Here is a 25,730-nt window from a genome sequence, read left to right as displayed (position 1 = left end):
AATCGTGCTTCCAGTCTTTCATGATTGAGCCTCCTCACGAAGGCGGCGCCGGCATCTAGCGACGGCGGATTTTGCGAGAAATGAAATTCCCCAGTGACTGTACACTTTGAACGATAACGACCAAAATAATGACTGTAACGAGCATTGTAATATTATCATACCGCTGATAGCCGTAGGTAATCGCCAAGTTTCCGATCCCACCAGCACCAACAACTCCTGCCATCGCGGTCGCACCAACTAATCCAATCGTCGCAGTAGTCAACGTCAGAATCAGTGAGCTAAGTCCTTCTGGCAACATGAACCGCCAAATAATTTGCCAAGCGTTCGCGCCCATTGCTTGGGCTGCTTCGATAATGCCCTGATCCACCTCTAAAAGTGAGTTTTCAACAAGTCTTGCGATGTAGGGTCCTGCGTAGAAAACAAGCGGGACAATTGCGGCCTTGACGCCGATACTCGAATCGACGATAAAACGCGTCACAGGAATCAAAGCTACGAGCAAAATAATGAATGGTACGGAACGCAAAATGTTGATAATCGGGTTCAAAATGTTGAAGATCACTGTATTTTGCAAAATATGACCTTTTCGTGTGACAACAAGTAGAACGCCAAGTGGAATTCCTATGAGGCAGGCAAACAAGAGCGACCAAGTCACCATATAAAGTGTTTCGGTAAAAGCTGTCAGTAGCTGTTCAGATGTTACTTCCATGTGTTCCCACCTCCTCTAGTTTGACGTTCTGTGTCATTGCGTATGCATAGGCTTTCGCAATTTCTTCTGGCTCGCCTGTGACTTCTACGATCATGTAGCCAAATGCAATCGCCTGAATTTCAGAAATATTCCCACTTAAAACGCTGACATTGACGTCAAATTGTTTGGCAATATTGGAAAGTAGCGGATTCCCAGAGGATTCTCCAACAAATGTGAATTTCCAAACGGTGGCGTCATGATTTTGAATCAGCTTCAACGCACTGGCTGGAATATCATCATTGATAACGGTCTTCACAAAGTTTTTTGCAGTTTGGCTTTGCGGATTTGAGAAGATATCGAATACTTTGCCTTCTTCAATAACTTTACCGCCTTCCATCACCGCTACTCGATTACAGATTTCGCGAATCACGGACATTTCATGGGTGATAAGCAGGATCGTAATATTGTACTCCTTATTGATTTTTTGCAGTAGTTCGAGAATCGCGCCTGTCGTTTCTGGATCTAGTGCGCTCGTTGCTTCATCGCATAGTAGCACGTCTGGGTTGGTTGCCAACGCCCGTGCAATGCCGATACGCTGCTTTTGACCGCCTGATAACTGGTCGGGATAATTCTTTGCTTTATCTGCTAATCCAACAAAATCAAGCAATTCTAGCACTCGTTTTTCGCGTTCTTTTCGATTTGTATGTATTAAAGCTAGTGGTATCGCGATGTTATCGAAGACCGTTTTGGAATTCAATAAGTTAAAATGTTGAAAAATCATCCCAATCTTTTTACGTTCTGCGCGGAGTTCGCTTTGTTTTAGTGTTGTTAAGTCGGTTCCTGCCACAGCCACTGAGCCTTTTGTTGGCCGTTCAAGCAAGTTTACCGTGCGAATCAAGGTGCTCTTCCCAGCACCACTGAAGCCTACGACACCGAATATATCGCCTTTTTCGATGGTTAGACTGACGCCGTCTAAAGCGGTAATTTCTTTGCCTCCACTTTTGAATGTTTTTGTTACATTTTTGAATTCAATCATTCTCTTCACTCCCTTAGTTGCCTTACCCGCAAAAAAATCTCCCCTTAAGTTAATAAGAGGAGATTCTAGTCCAAACATCTATGTACCGAATAATTATACAGTCATATGAATGCAGTCTTTGTCGTCTCACCTTATCTACCAAGCAAATAGAATGCTTGTTGGAATTGGCACAGTATCAATAAATGATCTGTTGCCGAGGTTTCGTAGGGCCAAATCCCTCCACCTCTCTGGATAAAATGTGTAAGTCGTTATTTATTTTTTATAACTATATCGTGTATTTCGGATACTGTCAACCACTTTTGGAAAAGTTCTTTGTTTATTGTCCGTTTTTTCTGCGTAATTGTTCGAGTTTCGATGCGATTCGTGCTTTATTTTCGGCTGTAGTTTGGGCGTCTAGCGTGATTCTTGTACCATCAATACGAACAGAACTACCTTCACGAATATTTTTTGGTAATTTGGTTTGTGGAACTGTCCATATTTGCTGGTCTGGCTCAAGTAGAAAAACGGCTTTTCCATCCTCGATACGGTCTAAAATCGCTTTTTTGCTCATGATTCACCTACTTTACGGTTGCTTTGCCTTGTTCTTTGATTTGTCGAACAATGCCATCGCCTATTCCGTTTATTTTTTTCAAGTCATCAATGGTTCGGTATGGCCGTTCTGAGATGATTTTATCTGCTAAAACGGGGCCAATGCTTGGTAGATATTGCAATTCTTCTGCTGTTGCCTTGTTGATATTGATTGCATCCGGCATTGGGACTGCGGCACCAGGTTCTTCGGCGGTTTGCTTGCCACTAGTACTTCCGGGCTCTGGTGTCCCTGATTTTTCTGTTGCTACGTGGATTTGTTTACCGTCCGTTTCTATCGTCACCGTTCCTTCAACATCCGTTCCGTATGTTGTAATATCGCGGTCTTTCAACCACTGGATAACTTCGCGATGTGGGTGCCCGTATGAATTCCCTTTTTCAGCGGAATAAACAGCAACTTCTGGCTTAACCGCATCTAAAAAGTACGGCTGGTTCGATGTCGATGAACCGTGATGGCCCAAATCAAGAATCTGCGCGTTCAAATCAAGTCCGCTGTCCACCATCTCTCGCTCGCGCGATTTCTCCGCATCTCCTGTAAAAATAGCCGCGATATCTTTGTATGTTAAACGAATCGCGATAGAATCATTATTCGCGTTATCCGACAGTTTATCTGGGCTCAAAACTTGAATCCCGAATGGTCCAAATGTCGCCTTCTCACCACGTCTCGGTTCTTTATATTTAGCGTCTGATGCCAATGCAGCATCGATGACACGTTCATAAATCGAACTGTTAAACACGAGGCCGTCCATCCAAATTTCTTTCGGTTTATATTGTTTGATGACTTTATCCGCATTCCCAATATGGTCCGAGTGCGGGTGCGTCAATAGCAGCAAATCAATTTTTTCGATATTCGCTTTTTCGAGGTATGTCAAAATTCGATTATCGTCGTGGCGCCCGGTATCAATCAAAATCGTGGTGCCATCGTCAGCTTGAATAAGCGTGCTATCCCCTTGACCGACGTCGAAAAAAGTGAATTTCGCGCCTTTCAGTGTATTTTCGGTAACGCTTGATGTTTGTGTGTTGTTCGAGCATCCAGCGATAAATAAGACTAACATAAGTCCAAGAATGCTCCATTTTGCTAATTTCTTCAAGTCCTCAACTCCCTAATTCTCTACACTTTAGAATAGCAGAATCGGCACGGAGAGTAAATAGCTTCCTCCAAAGTTGGGAGATTTACGCCAAATAAAACGAGCCCTATAAGGACTCGCCAAAATCTTGAAAAACCGCTTCACATGATTTCTCACCAAGCCTCAGCGGGTCGATGAAACTAAGCGTTTGTCGACCCGCTGAGAGATTTATTTTACTTTCTCGAAGAACTTAAATGTCACTTCTTCGCTTTTTGGGTTGTAGTCAATAATCCAGTCATGATCTTTAAAGTACCAGTAATCATGATCTTCTACGTAGAATAAAATATCGCCGATTTTGTGTTGCAATGCCATTTCTGTGGGCTTTTCAGATACTAACCCGATTGAAAAACCAGGGTGTAGGGAACTGTTAGAGCCACCATATTTTGCGAATAGTCTAATGCCATTACCGCCAGCCGTGTTAAACTCATTTCTAAACCAGTGTTGCGCTTGATCGCTTACTTCGATTTGCATTGTCATCACTCCTCTTCCCTATTTCGATTACTGCAAGGATAGCAGATATCTACTCATTTCGCATGTATTTTGCTTACAGTTGATAATTGTATGTACCACTTTTTTTGAAAAGTTAAACTTCTTTTTTGATAAAAGCTTAAAATATAATTTAATACCACAGATATGATTGATAGCTAAACACGACAAAAAATCGCCAAACCGATTATGCCAGGTAAGACGAAAATTTTGCTTTAAACAAATCGAGCGAAAGCGTTTGTATTCAGGGAGTTTGGTGGAACAAAGATGTATCACATCCTTATTCTAAATTTCCAGAAGGAACGCCTATTCGCGATGCTCCTAGGCATAACTAATTTCGAACAGCCAGGAACGATTACATGCTCGCTTCGCTCTCATGCATATTAGGGCTGTAACTCATTTCATTTCGAACAGCCCCAACAATGCAAGCGCTTATCGCCGATTTATCTGGGATATGATCTATTTCTCCAGAGGTCCTTTTCCTAGGAAGGCTTTGAACATCCAAATATGTTTGTCAATCGATGCTTTGAAGCCGATAAGCATGTCTTGTGTTACGTCATCGCCTTCTTTTCCTGTTAGTTCAATGCCTTGTTGATATTCGTCGCGTAATAATTCTAACGTGCCAACAAGATCTGCCATGAACTGCTCGATTGTTTTTGGTTTTGTGTAAGGTGCTTCTTCTACGCTTGCGTTTTCTGAGAACTCTTTCAATGTTGAAAATGGTGCGCCACCAATTGCTAGTAAGCGTTCTGCCACTTCATCCATTTGTTCGCCGAATTCGCTGTAAAGATCGTCCATTTTTTCATGTAATGTGAAGAAGTTATGGCCACGCATGAACCAATGGATTTGGTGAATTTTCACCGTAAATACGTTTAAGTTCGCCACCTGATGGTTTAAAAATTCTTTTGTGTCTACTGAATTGATTGTTTTCATTTATAATTCTCCTCCTTATTTATAATAACTATTATCTAATAATAATTATAAACTAGTTTTTACGATTTGTCCAATCGTGTTTTCTCTCACAATCTTTTTTACCATAAAGCGTTGGGATGAAACATGGTTGACATCTTCTTATTTTGTAACTACAATGGTTACAAAGGAGTTGGTTTGGATGAAAATCAGTAGTCGTTTTACTGTTGCTACTCATATTTTATCATTAATTGCTACTCAAGAGCCACCATTAACCTCTGAGAAAATTGCTGGGAGCGTGAATACGAACCCTGTTGTGATTCGGCGTATTAGTGGTCAGTTGAAAAAGGCTGGACTGATTACGGTCAAGGCTGGGACTGGCGGCGCGACACTTTTGAAGCCGCTGGATCAAATAACGCTTTTGGAAGTTTATAAAGCCGTGGATAGTGTCGAGGATGGCGAATTGTTTCAATTTCATGAGAATCCTAATCCGAATTGTGAGGTCGGGGCGCATATTCAAGGTGCAATGGAGCAAACATTACGTGACGCACAAACTGCGATGGAACAAGTATTGGCAGATAAAACTATGGCGGACGTTGTGGATTCGATTCGCTCGGAATTAGTATAAAATAGAGATAGAATCATTTTTGATGTTATGGCGCGTCAAAAATGATTCTTTTTGGTATACTGGGTGTAGAAAGAGGTGAACCGGATGGCTATTTGGTTGCGTGGGGCGAACCCTGCTTTGGATGGCGAAATCAAGGAGTGGGAACAGACGCATCGGCTTTCTTTGCCGGAAGTTTATAAAGATATGTTGCGTGTTCATAATGGCGGACTGCTTGCGAAAAATCATTTTCCGGTTACAGAGCCGACTTCATATGGGCTCGCGGATGCAGAAATTTATTCGATGGCGGGTCTTGATGGGCTGCTACTTCATATTTTGGAGGAGCAAGATGTGGATTTACCAGGGGAACAGGTGTATTTTCATCAAGACGGGCATCGCTATATTGGGCTCGATTATCAGACGGCGGAACCTCGTGTGATTTATGTAGATTTTGAAACACTGCAAACACTTGTTGTCGCGGAAAGTTTTGCGGATTTCGTCGATGCGCTGTACTTCTCTCCTTTTGATGTGGCGTTTACACCCAATTATCCGCTTGAAAAATTGGAGCAGATGTTGGCGATGGCGAATGTGCAGAAGACGCTGGAGATTTTGCAGCTGCTTGAGGACCGCGCGGAAAAGGATTGGTATTTGATGCAGATTGATGGCTTGCTTCATTCGGATGAGGCGCCTTATCGACAAGTTGGCGTGACTTTGCTTGAAAATCAGATTTATTATTTCCGGCGAAAATTGGATGCAAAACGAGTGGACGAGATGTTGTCTTGGCTGGAATCACAGCATTTTTGGCCGGAAAAAGTTGCGGAGTTAAGAAAGGAATGGGAGGATTAAGATGGTAGTTCGTGTATTATTTGTATGTTTGGGGAATATATGTCGGTCTCCGATGGCGGAGGGAATGTTTCGCGCTAAGGTGGATGCGGCCGGGTTAACGGAGCAGATTCGGGTTGATTCTGCAGCGACAGGAAATTGGAATTTAGGGAATCCGCCACATCGCGGGACGCAGCAGGTTTTAACGCGGCACGGCATTGATTATTCACAAATGCGCGCGCGTCTGATTGGTCAGGATGATTTTTCTGATTTCGATTATGTGATTGGGATGGACGGGTCGAATATGACGGATTTAGAGGCGTTGAAACCTCTGGATAGTGATGTTATCCTGAAAAAACTGATGGATTTCGCGCCTGATGAAAAAGTGACAGAAGTTCCTGATCCTTATTATACGGGGAATTTCGAGGAAACAGAACGGCTTGTGAGTGCAGGGTGTGAGGGACTTTTGCAGGCTATTCGGGAAAAATTCGATATATAAGAAAACGACGATTCAGCGCGAATCGTCGTTTTTCTTATTTTTTACCTAAGTTCTTACTCGCTAAGAAATCTTTAATGTCCTGCCTTGTCGTGTGGCGCAAACCGCGTTCGATTTGATCGGTCCAGCCTTCTACGCGCTTACCGCCAGTTCGTGCCGCATAGTAGTCGCGAATCGTAGCGTCATAGCCTTCGAAGTCTTTCATGTTTTTCGGTTGATACTGATTTTCATGGTAGACCAGTTTGCTAGCAAGTCTTGGTTTCGGTTCGGAATTCGTAGTCGGGTGGCCGATTGTCAGGCCGAATAGTGGTGTGGCGTAGTCCGGAATATGTAGTAATTCAGAAACTTTTGCAAGATTGTTCCGGATTCCGCCGATGTAGCAAATGCCAAGACCCATTGATTCTGCTGCAATCGCCATGTTTTGAGCGGCAAGCGTTGCATCCACCGTCGCCACAAGAAAGCGTTCCATCGTTGACAGCGATTCTGTATCTGCCCCGCGCGCCTTGCCAATTTCATGATGGCGTGACAAATCGGCGACGAAAACGAAGAATTGACCTGTCTTCACGACATAATCCTGATTTCCAGCAACCGCAGAAAGCTCCTGACGCAGTTTTAAATCGGAAACACCGATAATCGAGTATGCTTGTACAAAACTCGACGTAGAAGCGGCCTGTGCACTTTTGACAAGCAGAGCAATCTCATTTTCTGTCAGCGCCTGATCTGTGAAATCGCGTACCGAATAATGACTTAAAATCCCTTCAATCGTTTCGTTCATTGGACTCATCCCCTAGTCTTTAAAAATTTTACGATCATAGTGCGGCATTTGATCAAGCGCACCAAACTGCTGTTGACGCAAGCATTCATAAATCAAAATAGCCGCTGTATTCGATAAGTTGAGCGACCGAATATGGTCTGTCATCGGAATCCGCAAACACGTATCCTCATGCACCGCGAGAACCTCATCCGGCAATCCCGTCGTTTCCTTCCCAAAAATAAAGAAATAATCCTTATCCGTGTCTTGATAATCCACCTCACTGTATAAATGACGTCCAAATTTCGTAATAAAATAAAATTCGCCGCCTGCATTCACTTCGAAAAATTCCTCTATCGAATCGTAATATTTCAACTTCACATGATCCCAATAATCAAGTCCAGCCCGCTTCAACATCTTGTCATCCGTCGAAAACCCAAGCGGTCGAATCAGATGTAAATACGTATCCGTCCCTGCACATGTCCTCGAGATATTCCCCGTATTCGCCGGAATTTCCGGTTGATAAAGTACTATATGATTTGCCAAATTCTTCACCTTACTCCTATTAAATTCTTTGCCCGCGTAATTTCTGCAGTTACTTCTGCATCGACATCGTGCGCCTGAATCAGTGCTTGTTCCGCGTCTGCCCCACCAATTTTGCCGAGTGCCCAAGCTGCCGTCCCGCGAATCACTGGTCGCGGATCTTCCGTCATACACCGAATTAGCTCCGGCACCGCCGTCTTATCCTTATATCGCGCCAACACAATAATTGCGTTACGCTGAATCGGCTTTTTCCCACGCCATGAGCCCGCCATTGGACCAAATTTCTCCTTGAATTCTTTATTCGAAATCGACAACAACGGCTTCAATTCAGGTTTCACCAATTCAGGATCCGGCTCCATCGCCTCATGAAAATGGAAATCATGCCCGCGGTTGTACGGACACACCACTTGGCACGTATCGCAACCATATAATCGATTATGCAACACATCGCGATATTTTTCATCCAAAAAGCCTTTCGTCTGGCTCAAATAACTCAGACAAATTTTCGGATTCATCTTTCCTTCCCCGAGCAGACTCCCCGTAGGACAGGCTTCGACGCACTTATTACAATCGCCACACAAATCCCCCATCGGCTTATCCGGCGCCAAAGGCAAATTCGTCAACATCTCACCTAAATATACAAACGAGCCAAACTCTGGCGTTATCAAAAGCGTATTCTTGCCGCGCGACCCAAGCCCAGCCCGTTCCGCGACCGCGACATCTGACAATTCACCCGTATCCACCATCGATTTAAACTGCGCATCCGGAACACGTTCGGCAATAAATGCCTCCAGTAATGTCAATTTTTCACGAAGCACCGTATGGTAATCCGTCCCCCACGAAGCCCGAGAAAAAACACCACGACGCGATTCCTTCCTACTCACCGGCTCGTTCCTCATTTTCGAAGGATACGCCAGCGCAATCGCAATAATCGACCGCGGCTCCTTGAATATCAAATCAGGATACACACGCTCATCAATATTTGGATGTTCAAAACCAGTCAAAACATCCTCTTTCGCGGCAACCTCCAGCCTTGTTTTCAATTCTAAAAAAGGATCAGCCGAAGCAAATCCTATTTTTTGAATACCTATTTCATCTGCGTACTCAATGATGTCTTGTTTTAATACGTCCATATCTATATTTTGCAAGGTTCGCACCTCAGTTCTTAGTCTCTTGTCTTTATCTTTTGTCTTTATCTTCTTTTATCTTTTGGGTAAAACGTAGATACGGCTTTACACAAATCGAGCGAAAGCGTTTGAAATGGAAAGGTTAGCGTTAAGTCACGAACAAAAAAACAAGGTACTGCGTCAAATTCAGCGCCTCAAGATCTAGCTTCAACGGCCAACTCCTCGAAAACTTCACGCCCTCCACAAAAATCAAAAGAGGATTTTTACTGCGGCCGCTCCAGTTTTTTTCAGAGCTGAACGGGCCGTTTCAGCTTTTCGGTCAAAATAAAACGCAATGCTTCGCTTATAAAGGTCGAAACACTGCGTTGATAACATATTTAAGAGCGGGTGATGAGAATCGAACTCACGACAACAGCTTGGAAGGCTGTAGTTTTACCACTAAACTACACCCGCATAGTTTAGAACAAGTTGTTCTAGCAACATTTAATATATTATCACTACTCCGCGTGTTTGGCAAGGGGTTTTTGAAAACTTTTTTCAAATTCTTTTCGAAAAGCTAAACGGAGATAAAATGCATCTATTATTAGGTTGCTTCTTCCCTTCTAAAATAAACATTTAAAACTATGTTCCCATTCTGTTCATTCTTTTTTCACATTTGCCAGATACACTGGGATTATCAGTAAATGAAGGAAGTGATGGAAATGGTGAAACAACGACGGATTGATTGGTTTTTAATTGGTATTGCAGTGCTTGCTGCGTTTCTAAATTTTTGGGGTGTATGGAATGACGATACGGTAAACCCTTATTATACGGCGGCGGTTACGAGTATGACGGAGAATTGGTCTAATTTCTTCTACGGGGCGCTTGATCCTTCTGGGTTTGTAACAGTGGATAAGCCACCTGTCGCGCTCTGGTTACAAACGATTAGTGCTCTGATTTTTGGGATTCATGGGTGGAGTGTTATTTTACCGCAGGCGCTCGCAGGTGTTGGATCGGTTTTATTACTTTATTTCCTCGTAAAACCGACATTTGGTAGCTGGGCGGCTCGGATTGCAGCGCTCATAATGGCTACGACGCCGATTGCTGTCGCGGTTAGCCGGACAAATAATGTGGATAGTATTCTCGTTTTCGTATTATTGCTCGGCGCATGGGCGTTGTTTAAAGCCGTGCGCAAAGGGAAAATTGGTTTTTTATTACTGGCATTTGTTTTAATCGGTGTCGGGTTTAATGTCAAAATGTTACAAGCTTACATGGTTGTTCCCGCATTTTTATTATTTTATTTAATCGCAGCAAAATTAAACTGGAAGAAAAAACTGCTACATCTTGTGATTGCGCTCGTGATGATGCTCGGCGTTTCTGTCTCATGGGCAGTTATTGTCGACAGCACCTCAGCGGATGCGCGGCCTTATGTCGGCAGTAGTCAAACAAACTCTGTGTTAGAGCTCGCATTTGGCTATAACGGCATGGAGCGACTTCTGGGGCAAGAAACTGGCATGGGTACTGGTGGTGGCGGTCAAGATGGAACAAATTCACAAATCGGATCGTCCAATAACGATAATATCGCACCTGATGCTAGCACGGAATCGGCTCAAAATGGCTCATCCATGTCTGGTCAACCACCTCAACCTCCGAGTGGCTCAACAAATGGCATGAATGGCGGTGGTCCTGGTGGCAACGGTGGTGGCCCTGGCGGCGGACAAAACGGTGGAAAACAAGGTGGCGGCTCGAAAATGATGGGCGGCACAGGGATGTTTGGTACTGGTACAGCTGGTCCATTACGTCTTTTCCAAACAGCACTCGGCGATCAAATCAGCTGGTTATTACCATTGGCATTGTTTGGCATGGCGGCTATCTTTATCGCTAATTGGAGTCGCAAACGTCGCTTCTTCCAATGGAATACCGCGCAAAAAGAGATGGCGTTCTGGGCTGCATGGCTCATTCCTGTTGCCGGATTCTTCAGTATCGCAGGCTTCTTCCATCACTATTATTTAATCATGCTAGCTCCTGCCATCGCAGCGTTGACTGGCGCTGGGTTTATGGCCCTACTCAAGCTCTATCGCAAAAATCATGGCGTGCCCGGCTACTTATTGCCAAGCGCAGTAGTCGCAACGACTGGCCTACAAATGTTCTTCATCGCGCAATATTCGATGCTTTGGATGGGAGTCGTTGGCGTGATTGGTCTAGGTCTTGCAACAACACTATTTATCGTGAAGCATAAACAAGCCTCATGGACTTCTTGGATCGCCATAGCGTCCTTAGTCGCCCTCCTTTTAGCCCCAACCTATTGGGCATTAACGCCAATGATGTACGGTGGTAATAGTGCACTTCCAGAGGCTGGACCACAACTAAAAACGAGCAGTGGCGGTGGTTTTGCAGATGCGACAGTGAACGCGAAATTGATTTCCTATCTAGAAGAAAACAGTAGCGGAACGGAATTCTTATTCGGAACAACCGATGCTTCCACAGCTGCGCCTTATATTATCAAAACTGGCAAATCTGTGATGGCACTCGGCGGGTTCAACGGGACGGATCCAATTTTGACAGTGAAAGAATTGAAGCAAATGATTAAGGATGGCAAAATAAAATATTTCTATTTACCATCGAATAATAAGGCAAGTAATTCAGATGTAGTGGCTTGGATTGAGGAAAATGGCGTGAAAGTGGCTAGCTCGGAATGGAGCGATGAAACGACAACCGCGACCGATGCAACTACGAGCGCAACAACAAGTGAAAATTCACAAGGTCGCGGCGGCATGCAAGGTGGCCCTGGTGGACAGTCTGGTGGTACACTCTATAAACTTACCGAGGAGGATTGAGGACAATGACGAAAAAAATCTCTGTGGTCGTTCCGCTTTATAATGAAGAGGCTGTCTTGGAACACACATATCAGCGCTTGAAAAATGTGATGGAGAAGCTGCCCTTGGATTACGAACTCCTCTTCGTGAATGATGGGAGTAAGGATAAAACATTAGAGCTCGTTCAAGCAATTAGTTTCGCTGATCCACATGTGAAATGTATTGGGTTTTCACGAAATTTTGGGCATCAAGTAGCAATTACGGCTGGGACGGATTATGCGAGTGGCGATGCGGTTATTATTATCGATGCCGATTTGCAAGATCCTCCAGAGCTGATTCCTGAAATGGTGCATAAATGGCAAGACGGTTTCGATGTCGTCTATGCACAACGATCCAAGCGAGATGGTGAAACTTTTTTCAAAAAATGGAGTGCTAAAATGTTCTACCGTACGCTGCATAAACTGACAGATGTGGAGATTCCCGTTGATACTGGGGATTTCCGCCTCATGGACCAGAAAGTATATACAGAACTGAAAAAGCTAAATGAGAAAAATCCATTTGTTCGTGGTTTGGTGAGCTGGCTGGGCTTTAAGCAGGTTGCAATTGAGTATGAACGGGATGCACGAGCTGCTGGAGAAACGAAATATCCGCTCAAAAAAATGCTCAAACTCTCGATCGACGGGATTACTTCTTTTTCCCATCAACCGTTAAAATTAGCAAGTTATGCAGGTGTCGTCTTATCTGGCGTTGGATTCATCTACATGCTGATCGTGCTTTTCCAGGCGTTATTTACGAGTACGACGGTGAGTGGCTGGTCTTCGATGATCGTTATTCAACTATTGTTTAGCGGATTTGTCCTCGTTATTCTAGGCATGATTGGCGAATATATTGGTCGCATTTACGATGAGGTCAAGGATCGACCGCTGTATGTCGTTGCGGAACATTATGGCTTTGAAAAATCGCGTGTGACTAGTGACGCGGTATTTATGAACCAAAAAGCGAATTAAAAACGCGCAAAACCAGATTTTCTTGTGATGCTAGACTTCACGGAAAATATGGTTTTGTTTTGCATCGGGAGCTTGAAAATGCAATTTTACGGGTATTATGAGAAAATAATAGAAAACTGTTAGGAATTGGGTGGGATAGCCATGATGGATTGGTATAATTCGATGAAAGAGTTTTTCTCGTATGATAATGTGATGCAGTGGATGCAGTCGTATCGCGCATTTGGACCTTTATTGGCATTTTTCTTGCCGTTTCTGGAAGCGTTTCTGCCATTTTTGCCGTTCTCCTTGTTTGTTATCGTTAACGTGAGCGCGTACGGTTTATTTTGGGGATTTGTGATTTCGTGTAGCGCGGCGATTCTCGGGAGTCTATGCGTATTCTGGATTGTCCGGCGATTTGGACAAACTCGATTTTTGCGATTTGTGACAAACCATAAACACGTTCGCAAGGTGATGGACTGGATTGATGAGCACGGATTTGGTCCGATTTTCATTTTGCTTGTGATGCCGTTTACGCCTTCTTCTGCGGTCAATGTGGTCGCTGCATTATCAGAAATTCGATTTTTCCAATTCTTAATGGCGCTCATCGGTGGGAAAGTAATTAAAGTTTTTGCGATTAGTTATATTGGCTATGACTTGCGAGACATCTTGCAACACCCTGTGAAATTGCTTGTTTTGATCGTGATTGTCGTTGTATTATGGTTCGTTGGCAAGCGGTTGGAGCGTTGGATGGGAACGAAAAAGAAGGATACCGTTTAGGAGGTTAGGATGAACATACATGAGCTATTTTTTCATATTCATTATTGCAATGGCGGTGGTTCGAGGTTGATTTTAGCGAAAAAGCTGACCCGGACGTTACAACACCACGCGCTGATTCTAGTGACTAGCGGTACTGGTACGTACAGCATTGCGGATAAAGTCGGGACCTTTCATGAAGGGATGCTTTTCTATCTGCCCGCAAATGTGCAGCATTCGATTGAAACGAGCGCCACGCAACCAGCTTCCCTGTTCACCGTTCATTTTAGTTATGCGCGAGTTGGATTTAGCGATGCGGCTTGGACGATTCAGCCAGAACACGATTGGCTTGCGCTTCCTCCTGTAACCGCGCTTCAAGATTATTACGCCGTTAGTGAAGCCTTCGAAAAATTAGTCACTAGCTGGCATGCCAAATTCCCTGGCTATGAGTTCACCGCTAAAACGTTGTTGCACCAATTGCTTCTCGCGATTGATCAGAATCTTCGGACACAGCATAAAAATGATGCCACACGTTTGAAGGTGGAAAAAGTGATTGCCTATATGCAGCTTCATATCCAACAAAACGTCACACTCACGGAATTGGCGGATCTTGTGCAGCTCTCCCCAACTTATTTATCCCGCATTTTTAAAGAAACGACCGGCTATTCTGTGATTGCTTTTTTCAACAAAATGAAGGTCGATTATGCGAAAGAGCTGATGATGGATGGCATGAAAAAGGTGAAAGATATCGCGAGACAGCTCGGTTTTAGCGATGAATTTTATTTTAGCCGACTTTTTAAGCAGCTAGAAGGGGTCAGCCCTACGGAATATTACAATAAAAATATCCATGGTTTTTAAAATCGTGCATGGATTAGCAGCATTTCCTCATTTATAATAAGGTTGTTATTGTCTAAGATAACAAGAGGAGATGAGGTCACATGCCGATTTGGAAGCGAAATTTAATTGTTTGTTGGTTTGGAACGTTTGTTACCAGCATCGGGATGAGTCAAATTGCTCCTGTTTTACCGCTTTACATAAAGCACCTCGGCGTTGATAACTCTGCACTCGTCGCTCAACTGGCCGGCGTGACATTTGGTATCACTTTTATTATGTCCGCTATTTTTTCACCAATTTGGGGGCAGGCGGCGGATCGATTTGGGCGTAAACCGATGTTGCTACGCGCGAGTCTTGGCATGGCGATTATCATTGGCTGCATGGGATTTACGCATAATGTCTATGAACTGATTGCTCTGCGTACCTTGCAAGGTGTCGTGACTGGATTTGCAACAGCTTGCACAGCGCTCGTCGCAACGCAAACCGATGAGGCACACGCGGGCTGGGCGCTCGGAACGCTTTCTACTGGCGCCATCACAGGTTCGCTACTCGGTCCACTTGTCGGCGGTATCATCGCGGAACATTTCGGACTGCAAAATGTCTTTTTCATGACTGGTGGACTCCTTTTCATCGCTTTTATTTCAACAGCGCTGTTTGTGAAAGAGAATTTTGTACGATCGGATAAAAAAGTGATGAATACGAAAGAAGTATGGCGCGCTTTGCCTAACAAAAGCTTTATTTTAACGATGTTCGTGACATTTTTTACGTTGACATTAGCGCTTTATTCGGTGGAACCAATCATCACGGTTTACATGCAGCAACTATCAATGGGAGCATCGCATATCGCGCTACTTTCGGGGCTCGCATTCTCCGCATCTGGCCTGGCGAGTATCATGGCAGCACCACAGCTCGGAAAATTATCTGATAAAATTGGCGCACAACGCGTTATTTTTGTCGCTTTGCTTGTGGCTGGTGTTGTTTTTATACCTCAGGCCTTTGTAAACCATCCCTGGGAGCTGATTGCGTTGCGGTTTATACTCGGTCTCGCGGTCGCTGGACTCAATCCTTCCGTCAATATTTTGATTAAAAAAATGACGCCACCGGAATTTACTGGCCGCGTTTTTGGAATCACAAATTCTGCCGGTTATCTGGGGATTTTCACTGGGTCGGTTTTTGGTGGTCAAATTGCAGCGTGGCTCGGCATCCAGTATGTTTTTTTCATCACCAGCGCCCTCCTTTTCGTCAACGCAGTCTGGGTTTATTTTAAAGTGTATAAAAAGCTAAATATACAAAATCAACTATTAAAGGAGCAAATAAAATGAAACTAGAAATGGAGAAAACAGCACTTGTCTTGATCGATTTACAAAACGGAATTATCGGGCATCATAGCGCACCTTACACGCCAGAAGCTATTATTGAACGAGCAGGAGAGCTAGTCAAAGCCTTTGTCGCAAAAGGCGGATTCGTGGTATTAGTTCGTGTTTCGACGTTCGACGGGAAGGATATGCTACATCCCGCAACAGATCAGGAGCAAAGTACAGCCGCATATCCTGATGGTTGGGATCTGATCGTCCCTGAACTTGCAACAATCAATGGCACGTACACGATGACAAAACGCCAATGGGGCGCGTTTCATGGTACAGACCTTGATTCGCAATTGCGTCGCCGTGGCATTGAGACGATTGTGCTTGGTGGTGTGTCTACTGGAATTGGTGTGGATACAACAGCGCGCGAAGCCTTTCAACTCGGTTACAATCAAGTTTTTGTGGAGGATGTTATGGGTGCGGCGAACAAAGAAATGCATGACTATGTATGCCAAACTATTTTCCCGAGAATCGGTAAAGTACGGTCTAGCGCGGAAGTTATTTCATACCTATAAGAAAAGAGAAGATGCTATTCACCAAATCCGGTGAACGGCATCTTCTCTTTGTGCATACGGGAGAGTGGTATTTAAGTAGTTTTAATATGCCAGTAAATATTTCAGATTCCTCTTAAAACAATGATTTTTATGCTACTAAAAATTCATTTAGAATGTAGATAATTTAGTTACAGGAAACGTAAAGCAAAGTATAAAAAGAGCAACCCCAAAATTAAAAACATTGTTTTAGTGAGGAGTTTTTTCCCACTGAACTTCCGACCAAGTAAATCATCTAAAATAGCAATAATATAAACAAAACCTAATCCGATAAAAGCTGCATATATTCCTCCAATAATTAATAAAAGTAAAAGTCCGGCGATCAAAATACCGTATAGAATTTTCGTATAATTCATAATAAATAAAATCCCCTTATTATTTTTTATTGATTTAGTATATAATTAAATCATAACATAAAAAAAGGAGAGAATAAACCTATGAAAAAAACTTTAAGTATCTTATTAACGGCAACTTTAATCTTACCTGTGAGTTTACCCAATGTTCATGCTGAATCTACAGAATTTATTGGCGAAGAAGCAATTGATAATGTTATTTTAGAAGAAAACATTATTGATTCTCCTTTCGAAATAGCATTCGAATTTCCGCAGCCAAAAGTAGAGAATCCTTCGCGACTTCTAAGAGTTGCATTACCAGTTGGTCCTGTAATGAGTTGGAAGCAAGTAGGAACAACGACTTACAACAATAATGTGCTTGCTAATAAAGTAGATTATTATGGTAGACTTGCACTTGTTGGCGGTATGACAGCAACCGTGGGCGGGAAAATTGCTAATGCTTTTGCAACAGGAGCTGTAGGAGCTATCATAGGTAGTATGACCGCAAAATTGATAACATATAAAGCTCCAAATTATTGGATTGTAACAAAAAAATTCTATGCTAAAGATGCAGTTAATACGTATATAAAAACAGAATATCAAGTCTATAGTAACAGCGCAAGAACAAAATTGGCTTACTCAAATTTCCAAATCAACAAGTATTACAGTCCAAAGTAATACAGGGGAAGAGTTATTAAAGAACATACAAAAAACACCTATAAGTTGTACACTTCAAAAAGAAGCGACATCTTTAGGTGTTTTTTGTATACTCTAATAAGAGCCGCTGCTGCATTTTTTCTTCGTTTAAACGAAGAAAAATCCAAATGGTTCGATTGTTTTTCCATGAATATTCGCAGCTTCCAAAACAGGTAGCCAGTCGTCGCGATCTGGATAAATCGTTTCTGCACTGATTTTCTGCTCCTGCCCAGTTGGATTCATTACAAAAATGTGCCAGTTATCCTCATCAATATAACGAATCACGCCGAATACTTGACCGAGAGAAAAAGGATGATATCTCCCTTTTCGTAGTGGCTCATTTTGATTTCGCAGTTTGATAGCTTCGCGGAAAAAGTCGTTAATCTCCGCGTCCTCACGTCCCCACGGATAAAATTTACGATTATCAGGATCAGCTCCGCCCGTAAGTCCCGCCTCATCGCCGTAATAGATACACGGTACACCTGGCAACACAATCAACAAGTAAATCGCCAAACGCAACTTCGCTTTATCCTCCGATAGCATCGTAAGAATTCGCGCCGTATCATGCGTCCCAATATTATTCAAATTCGCCTGAAGCGCCTCAATTGGATAATTCTCTTTTATCGCCATCATTTTTTGAGCCGCTTGCTGGGCCGTCAAACTGCCATTTATGACATCGATAATAATTTGGCGGAACGGGTAATTCATCACGCCTTGCAACATGCCACCTTCTAAATAATGACGCCGCTTATTGTAGGCAATTTTGTTCGTGGCATCTTCCCACACTTCCCCGATCAACACGCGATCTGGATACTTCATCAACGTCTGGCGAATCCCCCCGATAAAAGCGTCTGGCAGTTCATCTGCGACATCCAACCGCCAACCAGCGATCCCGCGCGATGTCCAATAATCAATGACGCTATCCTCAGCCCCGTAAATCAACCGTTGAAAATCGGCATCCTGCTTGTTCACGACAGGCAAATTACTGACTCCCCACCAAGCATCATATTGATCCGGAAAATGATGAAACGTAAACCATGAATGATACGGCGAGTCGACACTTTGATACGCACCAACCGAGTCAAAATTCCCGTACCGATTAAAATACACACTATCCTCACCGACATGATTGAAAACGCCGTCCAAGATGACCCGCATCCCCATTTCATCAGCTTTTTGAATCAACTCCGCTAAAATCGATTCATCGCCAAACATTGGATCAATTTTTTTATAATCGGACGTGTCATATTTATGATTACTCTTCGCTTCAAAAATCGGACTCAAATAAAGCCCCGAAATCCCCAGCTCCTTCAAATATGTCAATTTCTGTGTAATCCCGTCCAAATTCCCGCCGAAGAACTCCCAGCGCACAATCTCACCTTGCGCATTTTTAATATAATAAGGCGTGTCCTCCGACCTCGCATAAATAAACGAATCTGGCTTCGGCGAACGCACATGATCGTCTGCATTGAAAAATCGATCCACAAAAATGTGATAGAAAACCGCGTCCTGATACCACTCGGGTGCCTTGTCCGCGTACTCGAAACACGTCAATTGATACGTACGAAGATCCTGATAATTTTCCGTGAAAAAGCCTTCCCCACCGTGCAGACCATTATTATTAAAATAGTACGTCGTTCGCGACTGCGTGTCAAAATTCTGTTGAATTTTGAAATAATAAAAATAAAGCCCAGTTGCTGCATACGGCTTGAAAGAAACTTCATAAGCATTTCCATCTGTGTGTTTCATCTCAAAACTCTGCTCTTCCATACCATCTTTATGAATTTTAAGTTCCACTGTGCACACATAAGGAAGCGCGACATCGATTCGAAAATCAATCGTCGCGCTCGCATTAACTGCGCCAAAAGGTCGTTTATAAAGCTCATTCCATGAATCAAAAAAAACTACTTTTGCCACTGGCTAAACTCCCTCTCGTTACAGATTTTTATTGTGATTCACATTCCAAATTTCATCAGCATAATGCATAATCGTATAGTCCGACGAAAACTCGCCAGCATTCGCAATATTCATAAGCGACATTTGATTCCATTTCTTACGATCACGGTACAAACCATCGATTCGCGACTGCGCCTGCACATACGAATCATAATCCTTCAACACGAAATATTCATCATTGTACTTCAAAAGCGAATCAAAAATCTCGCGTCCTTCTGCCTCAATATTTGGAATTGTTCCATCCACAAGTGCATCCAGACAACGTTTCAATCGTGGGTTATGATCATAAATTTCCTGCGAATGATACGAATTAGAGTCATAAAAATGATATAATTCCTTATCCTGCATTCCAAATAGCAACATATTCTCATCGCCAACTTTATCGTGAATTTCCACGTTTGCCCCGTCCAGTGTCGCAAGCGTAACAGCACCATTTAGCATCAATTTCATATTACTCGTTCCTGAAGCTTCTTTCGTCACAAGCGAAATCTGCTCACTGATGTCAGCTGCTGGAATAATTTTCTCAGCCAATGTCACGCCATAGTTTTCCACGAATATAACTTTGATTTTATCATCAATCGTCGCATCATTATTAATCAAGTCCGCCACCGCGTTAATCAACTTAATAATTTCCTTCGCGTAAGAGTAACTCGGTGCTGCCTTCGCCCCAAAAATAAAGACACGCGGAACCATCTCTTCCTCGACATTCGTTTCCTTCAACTTCAAGTACAATGATATGATATGAAGCACATTCAGGAGTTGGCGTTTATACGCATGCAGACGCTTGATTTGAACATCAAAAACCGCATTTGGATCAATCTCAATACCCATTTCTTCCTTCACATACGCCGCAAAACGCTCCTTATTCGCCAATTTGACCTGTTCTAATTTTTCCAGTAAAATGGTGTCCTCCTTGAACGCTTTCAGTAAGTAAAGTTCATTCGGCTTTTTCTTCCATTCCGTGCCAATGTAGTCACTGATTAAATCACTCAGCCCTTCGTTACTCAGAAGCAACCAACGACGATGCGTAATGCCATTTGTCTTATTATTAAAACGAGCAGGATAGGCCAAATAAAAATCATGCAGCGCCTTCTCCTTCAGAATATCCGTGTGCAATTTAGCTACCCCATTAACACTATGACTACCAATAATCGCCAAATTCGCCATATGAATAACACCATCTTGAATAATCGCTGTCCGTTGCGTAAAGTCTGCTCCGTAAAGCACCGTCATACTCTCCAAATGCCTACGATTAATCTCACAAATAATCTGATAGATCCGCGGTACTAAATTAGACAGCATTCGTTCCGGCCACTTCTCTAGTGCTTCCGCCAAAATGGTATGGTTCGTATAGGAGCATGTTTTCATCGTAATCGTCCATGCTGCATCCCAACTTAAGCCTTCTTCATCAAGCAAAATCCGCATTAACTCAGGGATACACATCGTTGGGTGGGTATCGTTAATATGAATCGAGACCTTCTCCGCCAAGTGTTCTATAGGGACGCCTAACCTCCGATAATATCTAATAATACTCTGTACACCCGCCGACACAAAAAAGTATTCCTGCTTCAAGCGCAACAGTCTGCCGTCATAACTTGAATCATCGGGATAAAGCATTTCAGAAATACTATGGATAGACTTCCTACGTTCCTCTGGATAATACTCTAACTCTGCGTTCGTTGGAATCTCAGCCGACCACAGCCGCAAATTATTCACCGTGTCATTTTCATATCCAAGTATCCCCGTATCATAAGGCACAGCTAGAATATCCTCTGTATTTGAATAAGAAACTTTAATAACTCCTTCCTCATCCTCTTCCAAATGGACATCCCCGAAAAAGCGTACAAGTTCTGCCTTATTTTCACGCCGTGTTTCCCACACATCCGCGTGTCTCAACCAATCATCCGGTAGTTCTACTTGAAATCCATTGACAAATTTCTGCTTAAATAAACCGTAACGGTAGCGAATACCATTTCCGTTTCCTGGTATATCACATGTCGCCATAGAATCCAGGAAACAGGAAGCTAATCTTCCAAGCCCGCCATTTCCAAGTCCCGGATCAGCGGCAGCTGCCTCTAAACTAGCAAAATCAACTCCTAGCTCAGCAAGACCTTCTCGAACCGTATCCAGTATTCCTAAGTTCAATAAATTACTTTTTAATAGCTTACCAGGTAGAAACTCAATCGAAAAATAGTAAACTTGTTTTGCTTGACTCTGCTGATTTTTCTTTTTCGTCTGCATCCAATTTTGAGAAGCGTATTCCTTGACCACACTTCCCAATGTGATGTACTGCTCTAGCGGCGTTAAATCCTGGATTTCAGAGGCATAAAGACTCGTCAATGCACGACTATATTCTTTTTTAAAATGCTCCTTACTAATTTCCAATATGATTCCTCCTTATCGGGCTTAACCGGTTTCTGACTTAAAAAACGATGCGTTTCCGCCAAACCACAAGCGCGGCGACAATTGATTAGATCCTAGGCAAAAGCGAGTACCAGCGCGGAGCATACTAAGGTATGTGAGCACTGGAACGGAGCTTTTAACGACGGAGATGATCGTTTGTCGCCGTGCTTGATCAGTGTTCCTCGTAAATACCCTTATACTTTTCTGCTGAAACTTTCCAACTGAAATCCTTGTCCATCGCTTGCGTCACAAGTTGTTGCCAGACAGCAGGTTGCGTCTCATATAGCGCGATTGCCGATTCCAAAATAGATTTGAAAACACCAGCCTCATAATTGTGAAAACTAAAACCAGTTCCTTCTTGCGTATACTGATTAAAAGGTTGTACCGTATCTTTCAAACCACCTGTTTCATGAACAACAGGAAGCGTTCCATAACGCATTGCAATCAACTGCGCAATCCCGCATGGCTCAAACCAAGACGGCATCAATAACATGTCTCCCGCCGCATAAAGTTGCTGCGCAAAACCGATATCAAAATCAATATTTGCCGACATTTTTTCAGGGTACACATGCTCGAAAAAGCGATACGAATCCTCAAAACCAACTTCACCTTTGCCGAGAATCGCGATTTGGATATCCTTTTGGAGTAACGCATCTAGACTTTCCTCAACCAGATGGCATCCTTTTTGATGCGTCAATCGCGATACCATAATGATTAGTGGCACATCCGCACGAACCGGCAACCCAAGTCGTTTCTGCATTGCCGCCTTATTCGCCGCTTTGCCAGACATATCCGCCTGGCTAAAGTGATTCGGAATCAGCGGGTCACTCGCAGGATCATTCAACTCCTGATCAATTCCGTTCAGAATCCCCGTCAATTTCCAGGCATTCGCACGAAGCAAGCCGTCCAATCGCTCCCCATAAAGCGGCGTCTGAATCTCCTCGGCATAACTCGGACTCACCGTCGTAATCCGGTCCGCAAACTGAATCGCGCCCTTCATAAAGTTCACATCGTCATAGTACTTAATCCCGTCCTCATGCCACGTCTGCATCCCAATCCCAAGCAATTCCTCCAACACACGCGGCGAATAAATCCCCTGGAACTGTAAATTATGAATCGTAAGCACCGTCCGAATCCCTTGATACGCCTCAATCCAGTGATACTTATCCCGAAGGAGCAACGGAACAATCCCCGTATGCCAATCGTTCACGTGCAACCAATCCGGGATAAAATCAATTTTCTCCATCATCTCACAGACTGCCATCGAGAAAAATGCATAACGCTCCGCATCATCATAATCCCCATACACATTCGGGCGGTCAAAGTAATACAAGTTATCAATAAAGTAAAACGTCACACCGTCACGCACAAGCGTCTTCACACCACAAAACTGCTGGCGCCAACCAACGTCCACCGTAAACTGCGTCACGTCGACCATCTCATCCTTAAATTCCTGCGCCATCTTCGTGTGAAACGGTAATACCACGCGAATATCCACACCCTGCTTCACCAACTCTTTCGGCAATGCATACGCCACATCCGCCAAGCCACCCACTTTCACAAACGGAAAGACCTCCGCTGCTGCAAATAAGACTTTCATCCGACTTCCGCCCCTCTGCTCGTCTCAATCTGTTCATCCTTTTTCACGACAATCGGGTTATCACGCGTACCAATCAACTCGACCCCCGGCGCAATCACGCTCTTCTTATCCGCAATCACATACTCCAATCGCGCACCAGCACCAACTTTCGCACCTTGCATAATCATCGAATTTCTCACGCTCGCGTCCTCTTCTAACACCACGTTCCGGAATATCAGCGAATGCTCCGCCGCCCCGCGCAACAAGCAACCATTCGCAACTAAGCAATCCTTAATATCCGAATTCTCCGCGTAAAAAGTCGGAACCTCGTTCTTCGCCTTCGTGTGGATTTTCTGGTTTTCTTGGAACAACGCCGATAAATTCTGATCTTCCAACATATCAAAATTCCCTTCAAAATACGAGTTCACCGAATAAATTTGGCGCAAATACCCAGTATGCTCAAAACCACTCGCATTCGTATGTTCCACCGCGAGTTTCATTACCGCATCAAGCGAAAAGTCACGCCCCGTTTCGCGATAATTAGCCAATAATTTCAGCAATAATTCTTGCTTCAACAAGTAAATTTCCAGATTAAGCGCACTGCTCTTTGACACCTGCTCCGATTTCTCCACCATCGTATTCTCCAAAATTTTGCCTTCTGGAGTAAGATCAAGCGTCATCAAGTTCTCATGATCCCCCGCCTCGATTGGCGCCGTTATTTTCTTATAAACGACTGTTACATCCGCATCTTGTTGCTTGTGATGTTGTAAAACGCTTTTCAAATCGATATTACAAATCATCTTGCTTCCCATAATAACCACATATTCCGTCGCCGATTTCGTCAAGAAGTTCAAACTATTATCATAATTCTCCTGTGAAAAATCATCTGCATTACGCTCATCAAACACGAACAATCCGCCGTACATCGTGTTCAAATCCCATTCCTTACCACTCCGAATATGGTCAAATAACGAGCGATTATTCTCATTCAAAAACATTGCAATCGTATTAATACCAGCATTCGTCATGTTCGACAACGGAAAATCAATCAAGCGATAACGACACGCGAACGGCATCGCCGCAAGAGGCCGGTTTTTCGTCAAAGGCTGTAATCCCGCTTTACATTCCGATAAATTTAAAATCCCACAAATTTTATTAGCCTTCATCTTCCGACACTCCTATCATTTCATGGTGACCAACGACTTCAATCTCGTCCTCACCTATAATTTCCACATTATCCGCAATAACCGCATTTTCGCCGACAATCGCGCGTTTTAGCACAACATTATTTCCGATAACCGAGTTCGGCATGATAACACTATCCTCAATCACGCTATTCTCGCCAACCTTCACGTTCTGAGATAGAATCGAATGCTTCACCCGGCCATTAATAAAACAGCCATCCACAATCAGCGCATTTTTCACATCCGCTTGCTTCGTAATATGTTGCGGCGGCGCAATCGGGTTTTTCGAATAAATTCGCCATTCCCGGTCCCGAATATTCAACTCGTGGCAAGGATTAATGAACTCCATATTTGCCTCCCACAAACTCGAAATCGTCCCAACATCTTTCCAATAACCCGAAAAACGGTACGCAAAAATATGCTCGCCGTTATTCAAATACGATGGCACGATATTTTTTCCAAAGTCGCTCATATCAATGTTTTTAGACTGCGCATCTTTCAAATACTGCTTCAACAGGCTCCACTTAAATATATAAATCCCCATCGATGCCAAATTACTCTTTGGCTCAGCAGGTTTTTCGTCAAACTCAATAATCCGCTCCGTATTATCCACGTTCATAATTCCGAACCGCGACGCCTCTTCCATCGGCACCTCGATAACAGCCACCGTCAACGCCGCATTTTTTGCCTTATGATAATCGAGCATTTTCTCATAATCCATTTTATAAATATGGTCCCCGGATAAAATCAACACATATTCCGGATCATGACTATCGATAAAGCCCACATTTTGATGAATCGCGTGCGCCGTTCCCTTAAACCACTTCTCGCCTTCCAAACTAAGATGCGGTTGCAAAATCGTCACGCCACCATTTTTATAATCCAGATCAAAATAAGACCCGTCTCCAATATGATCATTCAACTCGAGTGGCTGGTACTGCGTTACGACACCAACCGTATCAATCCCCGAATTCGAACAATTACTCAGCGAAAAATCTATAATCCGATATTTCCCGCCAAACGAAACGGCTGGTTTTGCCATTGTTTTCGTTAAATCGCCTAGTCTCGAACCTTGTCCACCTGCTAAAATCATTGCAATCATGTCATTTTTCATAATTATCTGGGA

General features: G+C 43.4%; 25 protein-coding genes, 1 tRNA gene and 1 riboswitch. Of the genes, 10 read left to right on the top strand and 16 right to left on the bottom strand.

Annotated features, from left to right (window positions below; translation table 11 throughout):
• Nucleotides 1–55: 55 nt before the first annotated feature.
• From HPK16_RS00715 to HPK16_RS00690, 6 genes are all read right to left on the bottom strand, one after another.
• The gene (locus tag HPK16_RS00715; RefSeq protein WP_181675101.1) at nt 56–706 is read right to left on the bottom strand and encodes a methionine ABC transporter permease; all 651 of its coding nucleotides are present in this window, start codon (nt 704–706) and stop codon (nt 56–58) included.
• Entirely contained in the window at nt 690–1,721 is a 1,032-nt protein-coding gene (locus HPK16_RS00710) for a methionine ABC transporter ATP-binding protein (RefSeq protein ID WP_181675100.1), read from the bottom strand. The genes HPK16_RS00715 and HPK16_RS00710 overlap by 17 nt, the downstream gene beginning before the upstream one ends.
• Nucleotides 1,722–1,849: 128 nt before the next feature.
• A riboswitch (SAM riboswitch) is annotated at nt 1,850–1,959 on the bottom strand.
• Nucleotides 1,960–2,037: 78 nt separating this feature from the next.
• Nucleotides 2,038–2,271: a DUF3006 domain-containing protein gene (locus HPK16_RS00705; protein WP_181675099.1), complete on the bottom strand. Its 234-nt coding sequence runs from the start codon at nt 2,269–2,271 to the stop codon at nt 2,038–2,040.
• Nucleotides 2,272–2,278: 7 nt separating this feature from the next.
• Entirely contained in the window at nt 2,279–3,361 is a 1,083-nt protein-coding gene (locus HPK16_RS00700; RefSeq protein ID WP_181675326.1) for an MBL fold metallo-hydrolase, read from the bottom strand.
• A gap of 240 nt (nt 3,362–3,601) precedes the next feature.
• On the bottom strand, nt 3,602–3,904 hold the full coding sequence (locus tag HPK16_RS00695) for a HesB/YadR/YfhF family protein (protein ID WP_181675325.1): 303 nt from the start codon (nt 3,902–3,904) through the stop codon (nt 3,602–3,604).
• Between the two features lie 474 nt (nt 3,905–4,378).
• A complete protein-coding gene (locus HPK16_RS00690) occupies nt 4,379–4,852 on the bottom strand; it encodes a Dps family protein (RefSeq protein ID WP_036089159.1) in 474 nt (157 codons plus the stop codon).
• Between the two features lie 178 nt (nt 4,853–5,030).
• Here HPK16_RS00690 and HPK16_RS00685 point away from each other — a divergent pair, with 178 nt between their 5' ends.
• The 3 genes from HPK16_RS00685 to HPK16_RS00675 all read left to right on the top strand — a co-directional run bounded on the left by HPK16_RS00685 (nt 5,031) and on the right by HPK16_RS00675 (nt 6,753).
• Entirely contained in the window at nt 5,031–5,456 is a 426-nt protein-coding gene (locus HPK16_RS00685; RefSeq protein ID WP_181675098.1) for an Rrf2 family transcriptional regulator, read from the top strand.
• An 84-nt stretch (nt 5,457–5,540) separates the two neighbouring features.
• Entirely contained in the window at nt 5,541–6,278 is a 738-nt protein-coding gene (locus HPK16_RS00680) for an SMI1/KNR4 family protein (RefSeq protein WP_181675097.1), read from the top strand.
• A gap of 1 nt (nt 6,279) precedes the next feature.
• On the top strand, nt 6,280–6,753 hold the full coding sequence (locus HPK16_RS00675; RefSeq protein ID WP_181675096.1) for a low molecular weight protein-tyrosine-phosphatase: 474 nt from the start codon (nt 6,280–6,282) through the stop codon (nt 6,751–6,753).
• Between the two features lie 34 nt (nt 6,754–6,787).
• Here HPK16_RS00675 and nfsA read toward each other — a convergent pair whose 3' ends face one another.
• The 4 genes from nfsA to HPK16_RS00655 form a co-directional block, all read right to left on the bottom strand.
• Nucleotides 6,788–7,525 carry an oxygen-insensitive NADPH nitroreductase gene (gene nfsA, locus HPK16_RS00670; RefSeq protein WP_181675095.1) on the bottom strand — a complete coding sequence of 246 codons (738 nt, stop codon included), beginning with the start codon at nt 7,523–7,525 and terminating at the stop codon, nt 6,788–6,790.
• 12 nt (nt 7,526–7,537) lie between these two features.
• Nucleotides 7,538–8,047 carry a tRNA (uridine(34)/cytosine(34)/5-carboxymethylaminomethyluridine(34)-2'-O)-methyltransferase TrmL gene (gene trmL, locus HPK16_RS00665; RefSeq protein WP_181675094.1) on the bottom strand — a complete coding sequence of 170 codons (510 nt, stop codon included), beginning with the start codon at nt 8,045–8,047 and terminating at the stop codon, nt 7,538–7,540.
• A 5-nt stretch (nt 8,048–8,052) separates the two neighbouring features.
• Nucleotides 8,053–9,177, bottom strand: coding sequence for a tRNA epoxyqueuosine(34) reductase QueG (gene queG, locus HPK16_RS00660; protein WP_181675324.1), 1,125 nt, complete (start codon nt 9,175–9,177; stop codon nt 8,053–8,055).
• A 376-nt stretch (nt 9,178–9,553) separates the two neighbouring features.
• Nucleotides 9,554–9,624, bottom strand: a tRNA-Gly gene (locus HPK16_RS00655).
• Nucleotides 9,625–9,854: 230 nt separating this feature from the next.
• Between HPK16_RS00655 and HPK16_RS00650 the strand changes: the two genes are divergently transcribed.
• The 6 genes from HPK16_RS00650 to HPK16_RS00625 all read left to right on the top strand — a co-directional run bounded on the left by HPK16_RS00650 (nt 9,855) and on the right by HPK16_RS00625 (nt 16,418).
• Nucleotides 9,855–11,987 (top strand): ArnT family glycosyltransferase, encoded by a 2,133-nt coding sequence (locus HPK16_RS00650; protein ID WP_425487901.1) that lies wholly within the window; start codon nt 9,855–9,857, stop codon nt 11,985–11,987.
• 5 nt (nt 11,988–11,992) lie between these two features.
• A complete protein-coding gene (locus HPK16_RS00645; RefSeq protein WP_181675093.1) occupies nt 11,993–12,973 on the top strand; it encodes a glycosyltransferase family 2 protein in 981 nt (326 codons plus the stop codon).
• Between the two features lie 144 nt (nt 12,974–13,117).
• Nucleotides 13,118–13,729, top strand: a complete 612-nt coding sequence (locus HPK16_RS00640) for a TVP38/TMEM64 family protein (protein WP_181675322.1) — start codon at nt 13,118–13,120, stop codon at nt 13,727–13,729.
• A gap of 9 nt (nt 13,730–13,738) precedes the next feature.
• Nucleotides 13,739–14,563, top strand: a complete 825-nt coding sequence (locus HPK16_RS00635) for a helix-turn-helix domain-containing protein (protein ID WP_181675092.1) — start codon at nt 13,739–13,741, stop codon at nt 14,561–14,563.
• Between the two features lie 80 nt (nt 14,564–14,643).
• The gene (locus HPK16_RS00630; protein ID WP_181675091.1) at nt 14,644–15,861 is read left to right on the top strand and encodes a multidrug efflux MFS transporter; all 1,218 of its coding nucleotides are present in this window, start codon (nt 14,644–14,646) and stop codon (nt 15,859–15,861) included.
• Nucleotides 15,858–16,418, top strand: a complete 561-nt coding sequence (locus tag HPK16_RS00625) for an isochorismatase family protein (RefSeq protein WP_181675090.1) — start codon at nt 15,858–15,860, stop codon at nt 16,416–16,418. Before HPK16_RS00630 ends, HPK16_RS00625 begins: the two co-directional genes overlap by 4 nt.
• Before the next feature lie 167 nt (nt 16,419–16,585).
• Here the strand turns inward: HPK16_RS00625 and HPK16_RS00620 are convergent, their stop codons facing one another.
• On the bottom strand, nt 16,586–16,810 hold the full coding sequence (locus HPK16_RS00620) for a hypothetical protein (RefSeq protein WP_181675089.1): 225 nt from the start codon (nt 16,808–16,810) through the stop codon (nt 16,586–16,588).
• An 81-nt stretch (nt 16,811–16,891) separates the two neighbouring features.
• Here HPK16_RS00620 and HPK16_RS00615 point away from each other — a divergent pair, with 81 nt between their 5' ends.
• Nucleotides 16,892–17,464, top strand: a complete 573-nt coding sequence (locus HPK16_RS00615; RefSeq protein ID WP_181675088.1) for a hypothetical protein — start codon at nt 16,892–16,894, stop codon at nt 17,462–17,464.
• A 126-nt stretch (nt 17,465–17,590) separates the two neighbouring features.
• On the opposite strand, the gene HPK16_RS00610 is transcribed toward HPK16_RS00615, so the two are convergent.
• The 5 genes from HPK16_RS00610 to HPK16_RS00590 all read right to left on the bottom strand — a co-directional run bounded on the left by HPK16_RS00610 (nt 17,591) and on the right by HPK16_RS00590 (nt 25,718).
• Nucleotides 17,591–19,399, bottom strand: coding sequence for an alpha-amylase family glycosyl hydrolase (locus HPK16_RS00610; RefSeq protein WP_181675087.1), 1,809 nt, complete (start codon nt 19,397–19,399; stop codon nt 17,591–17,593).
• A gap of 18 nt (nt 19,400–19,417) precedes the next feature.
• Complete coding sequence (locus tag HPK16_RS00605) at nt 19,418–21,823, bottom strand: glycogen/starch/alpha-glucan phosphorylase (protein ID WP_181675086.1); 2,406 nt, start codon at nt 21,821–21,823, stop codon at nt 19,418–19,420.
• A gap of 190 nt (nt 21,824–22,013) precedes the next feature.
• Nucleotides 22,014–23,441, bottom strand: coding sequence for a glycogen synthase GlgA (gene glgA / locus HPK16_RS00600; protein ID WP_181675085.1), 1,428 nt, complete (start codon nt 23,439–23,441; stop codon nt 22,014–22,016).
• Nucleotides 23,438–24,586, bottom strand: coding sequence for a glucose-1-phosphate adenylyltransferase subunit GlgD (gene glgD, locus HPK16_RS00595; protein ID WP_181675084.1), 1,149 nt, complete (start codon nt 24,584–24,586; stop codon nt 23,438–23,440). The genes glgA and glgD overlap by 4 nt, the downstream gene beginning before the upstream one ends.
• Nucleotides 24,576–25,718: a glucose-1-phosphate adenylyltransferase gene (locus tag HPK16_RS00590; RefSeq protein WP_181675083.1), complete on the bottom strand. Its 1,143-nt coding sequence runs from the start codon at nt 25,716–25,718 to the stop codon at nt 24,576–24,578. The genes glgD and HPK16_RS00590 overlap by 11 nt, the downstream gene beginning before the upstream one ends.
• Nucleotides 25,719–25,730 lie beyond the last annotated feature (12 nt).

Source organism: Paenilisteria rustica (assembly GCF_013820765.1).
Lineage (GTDB): Bacteria > Bacillota > Bacilli > Lactobacillales > Listeriaceae > Listeria_A > Listeria_A rustica.
Note: the sequence above shows the minus strand (reverse complement) of the source record. Positions and strands in the feature narration are given on the sequence as shown.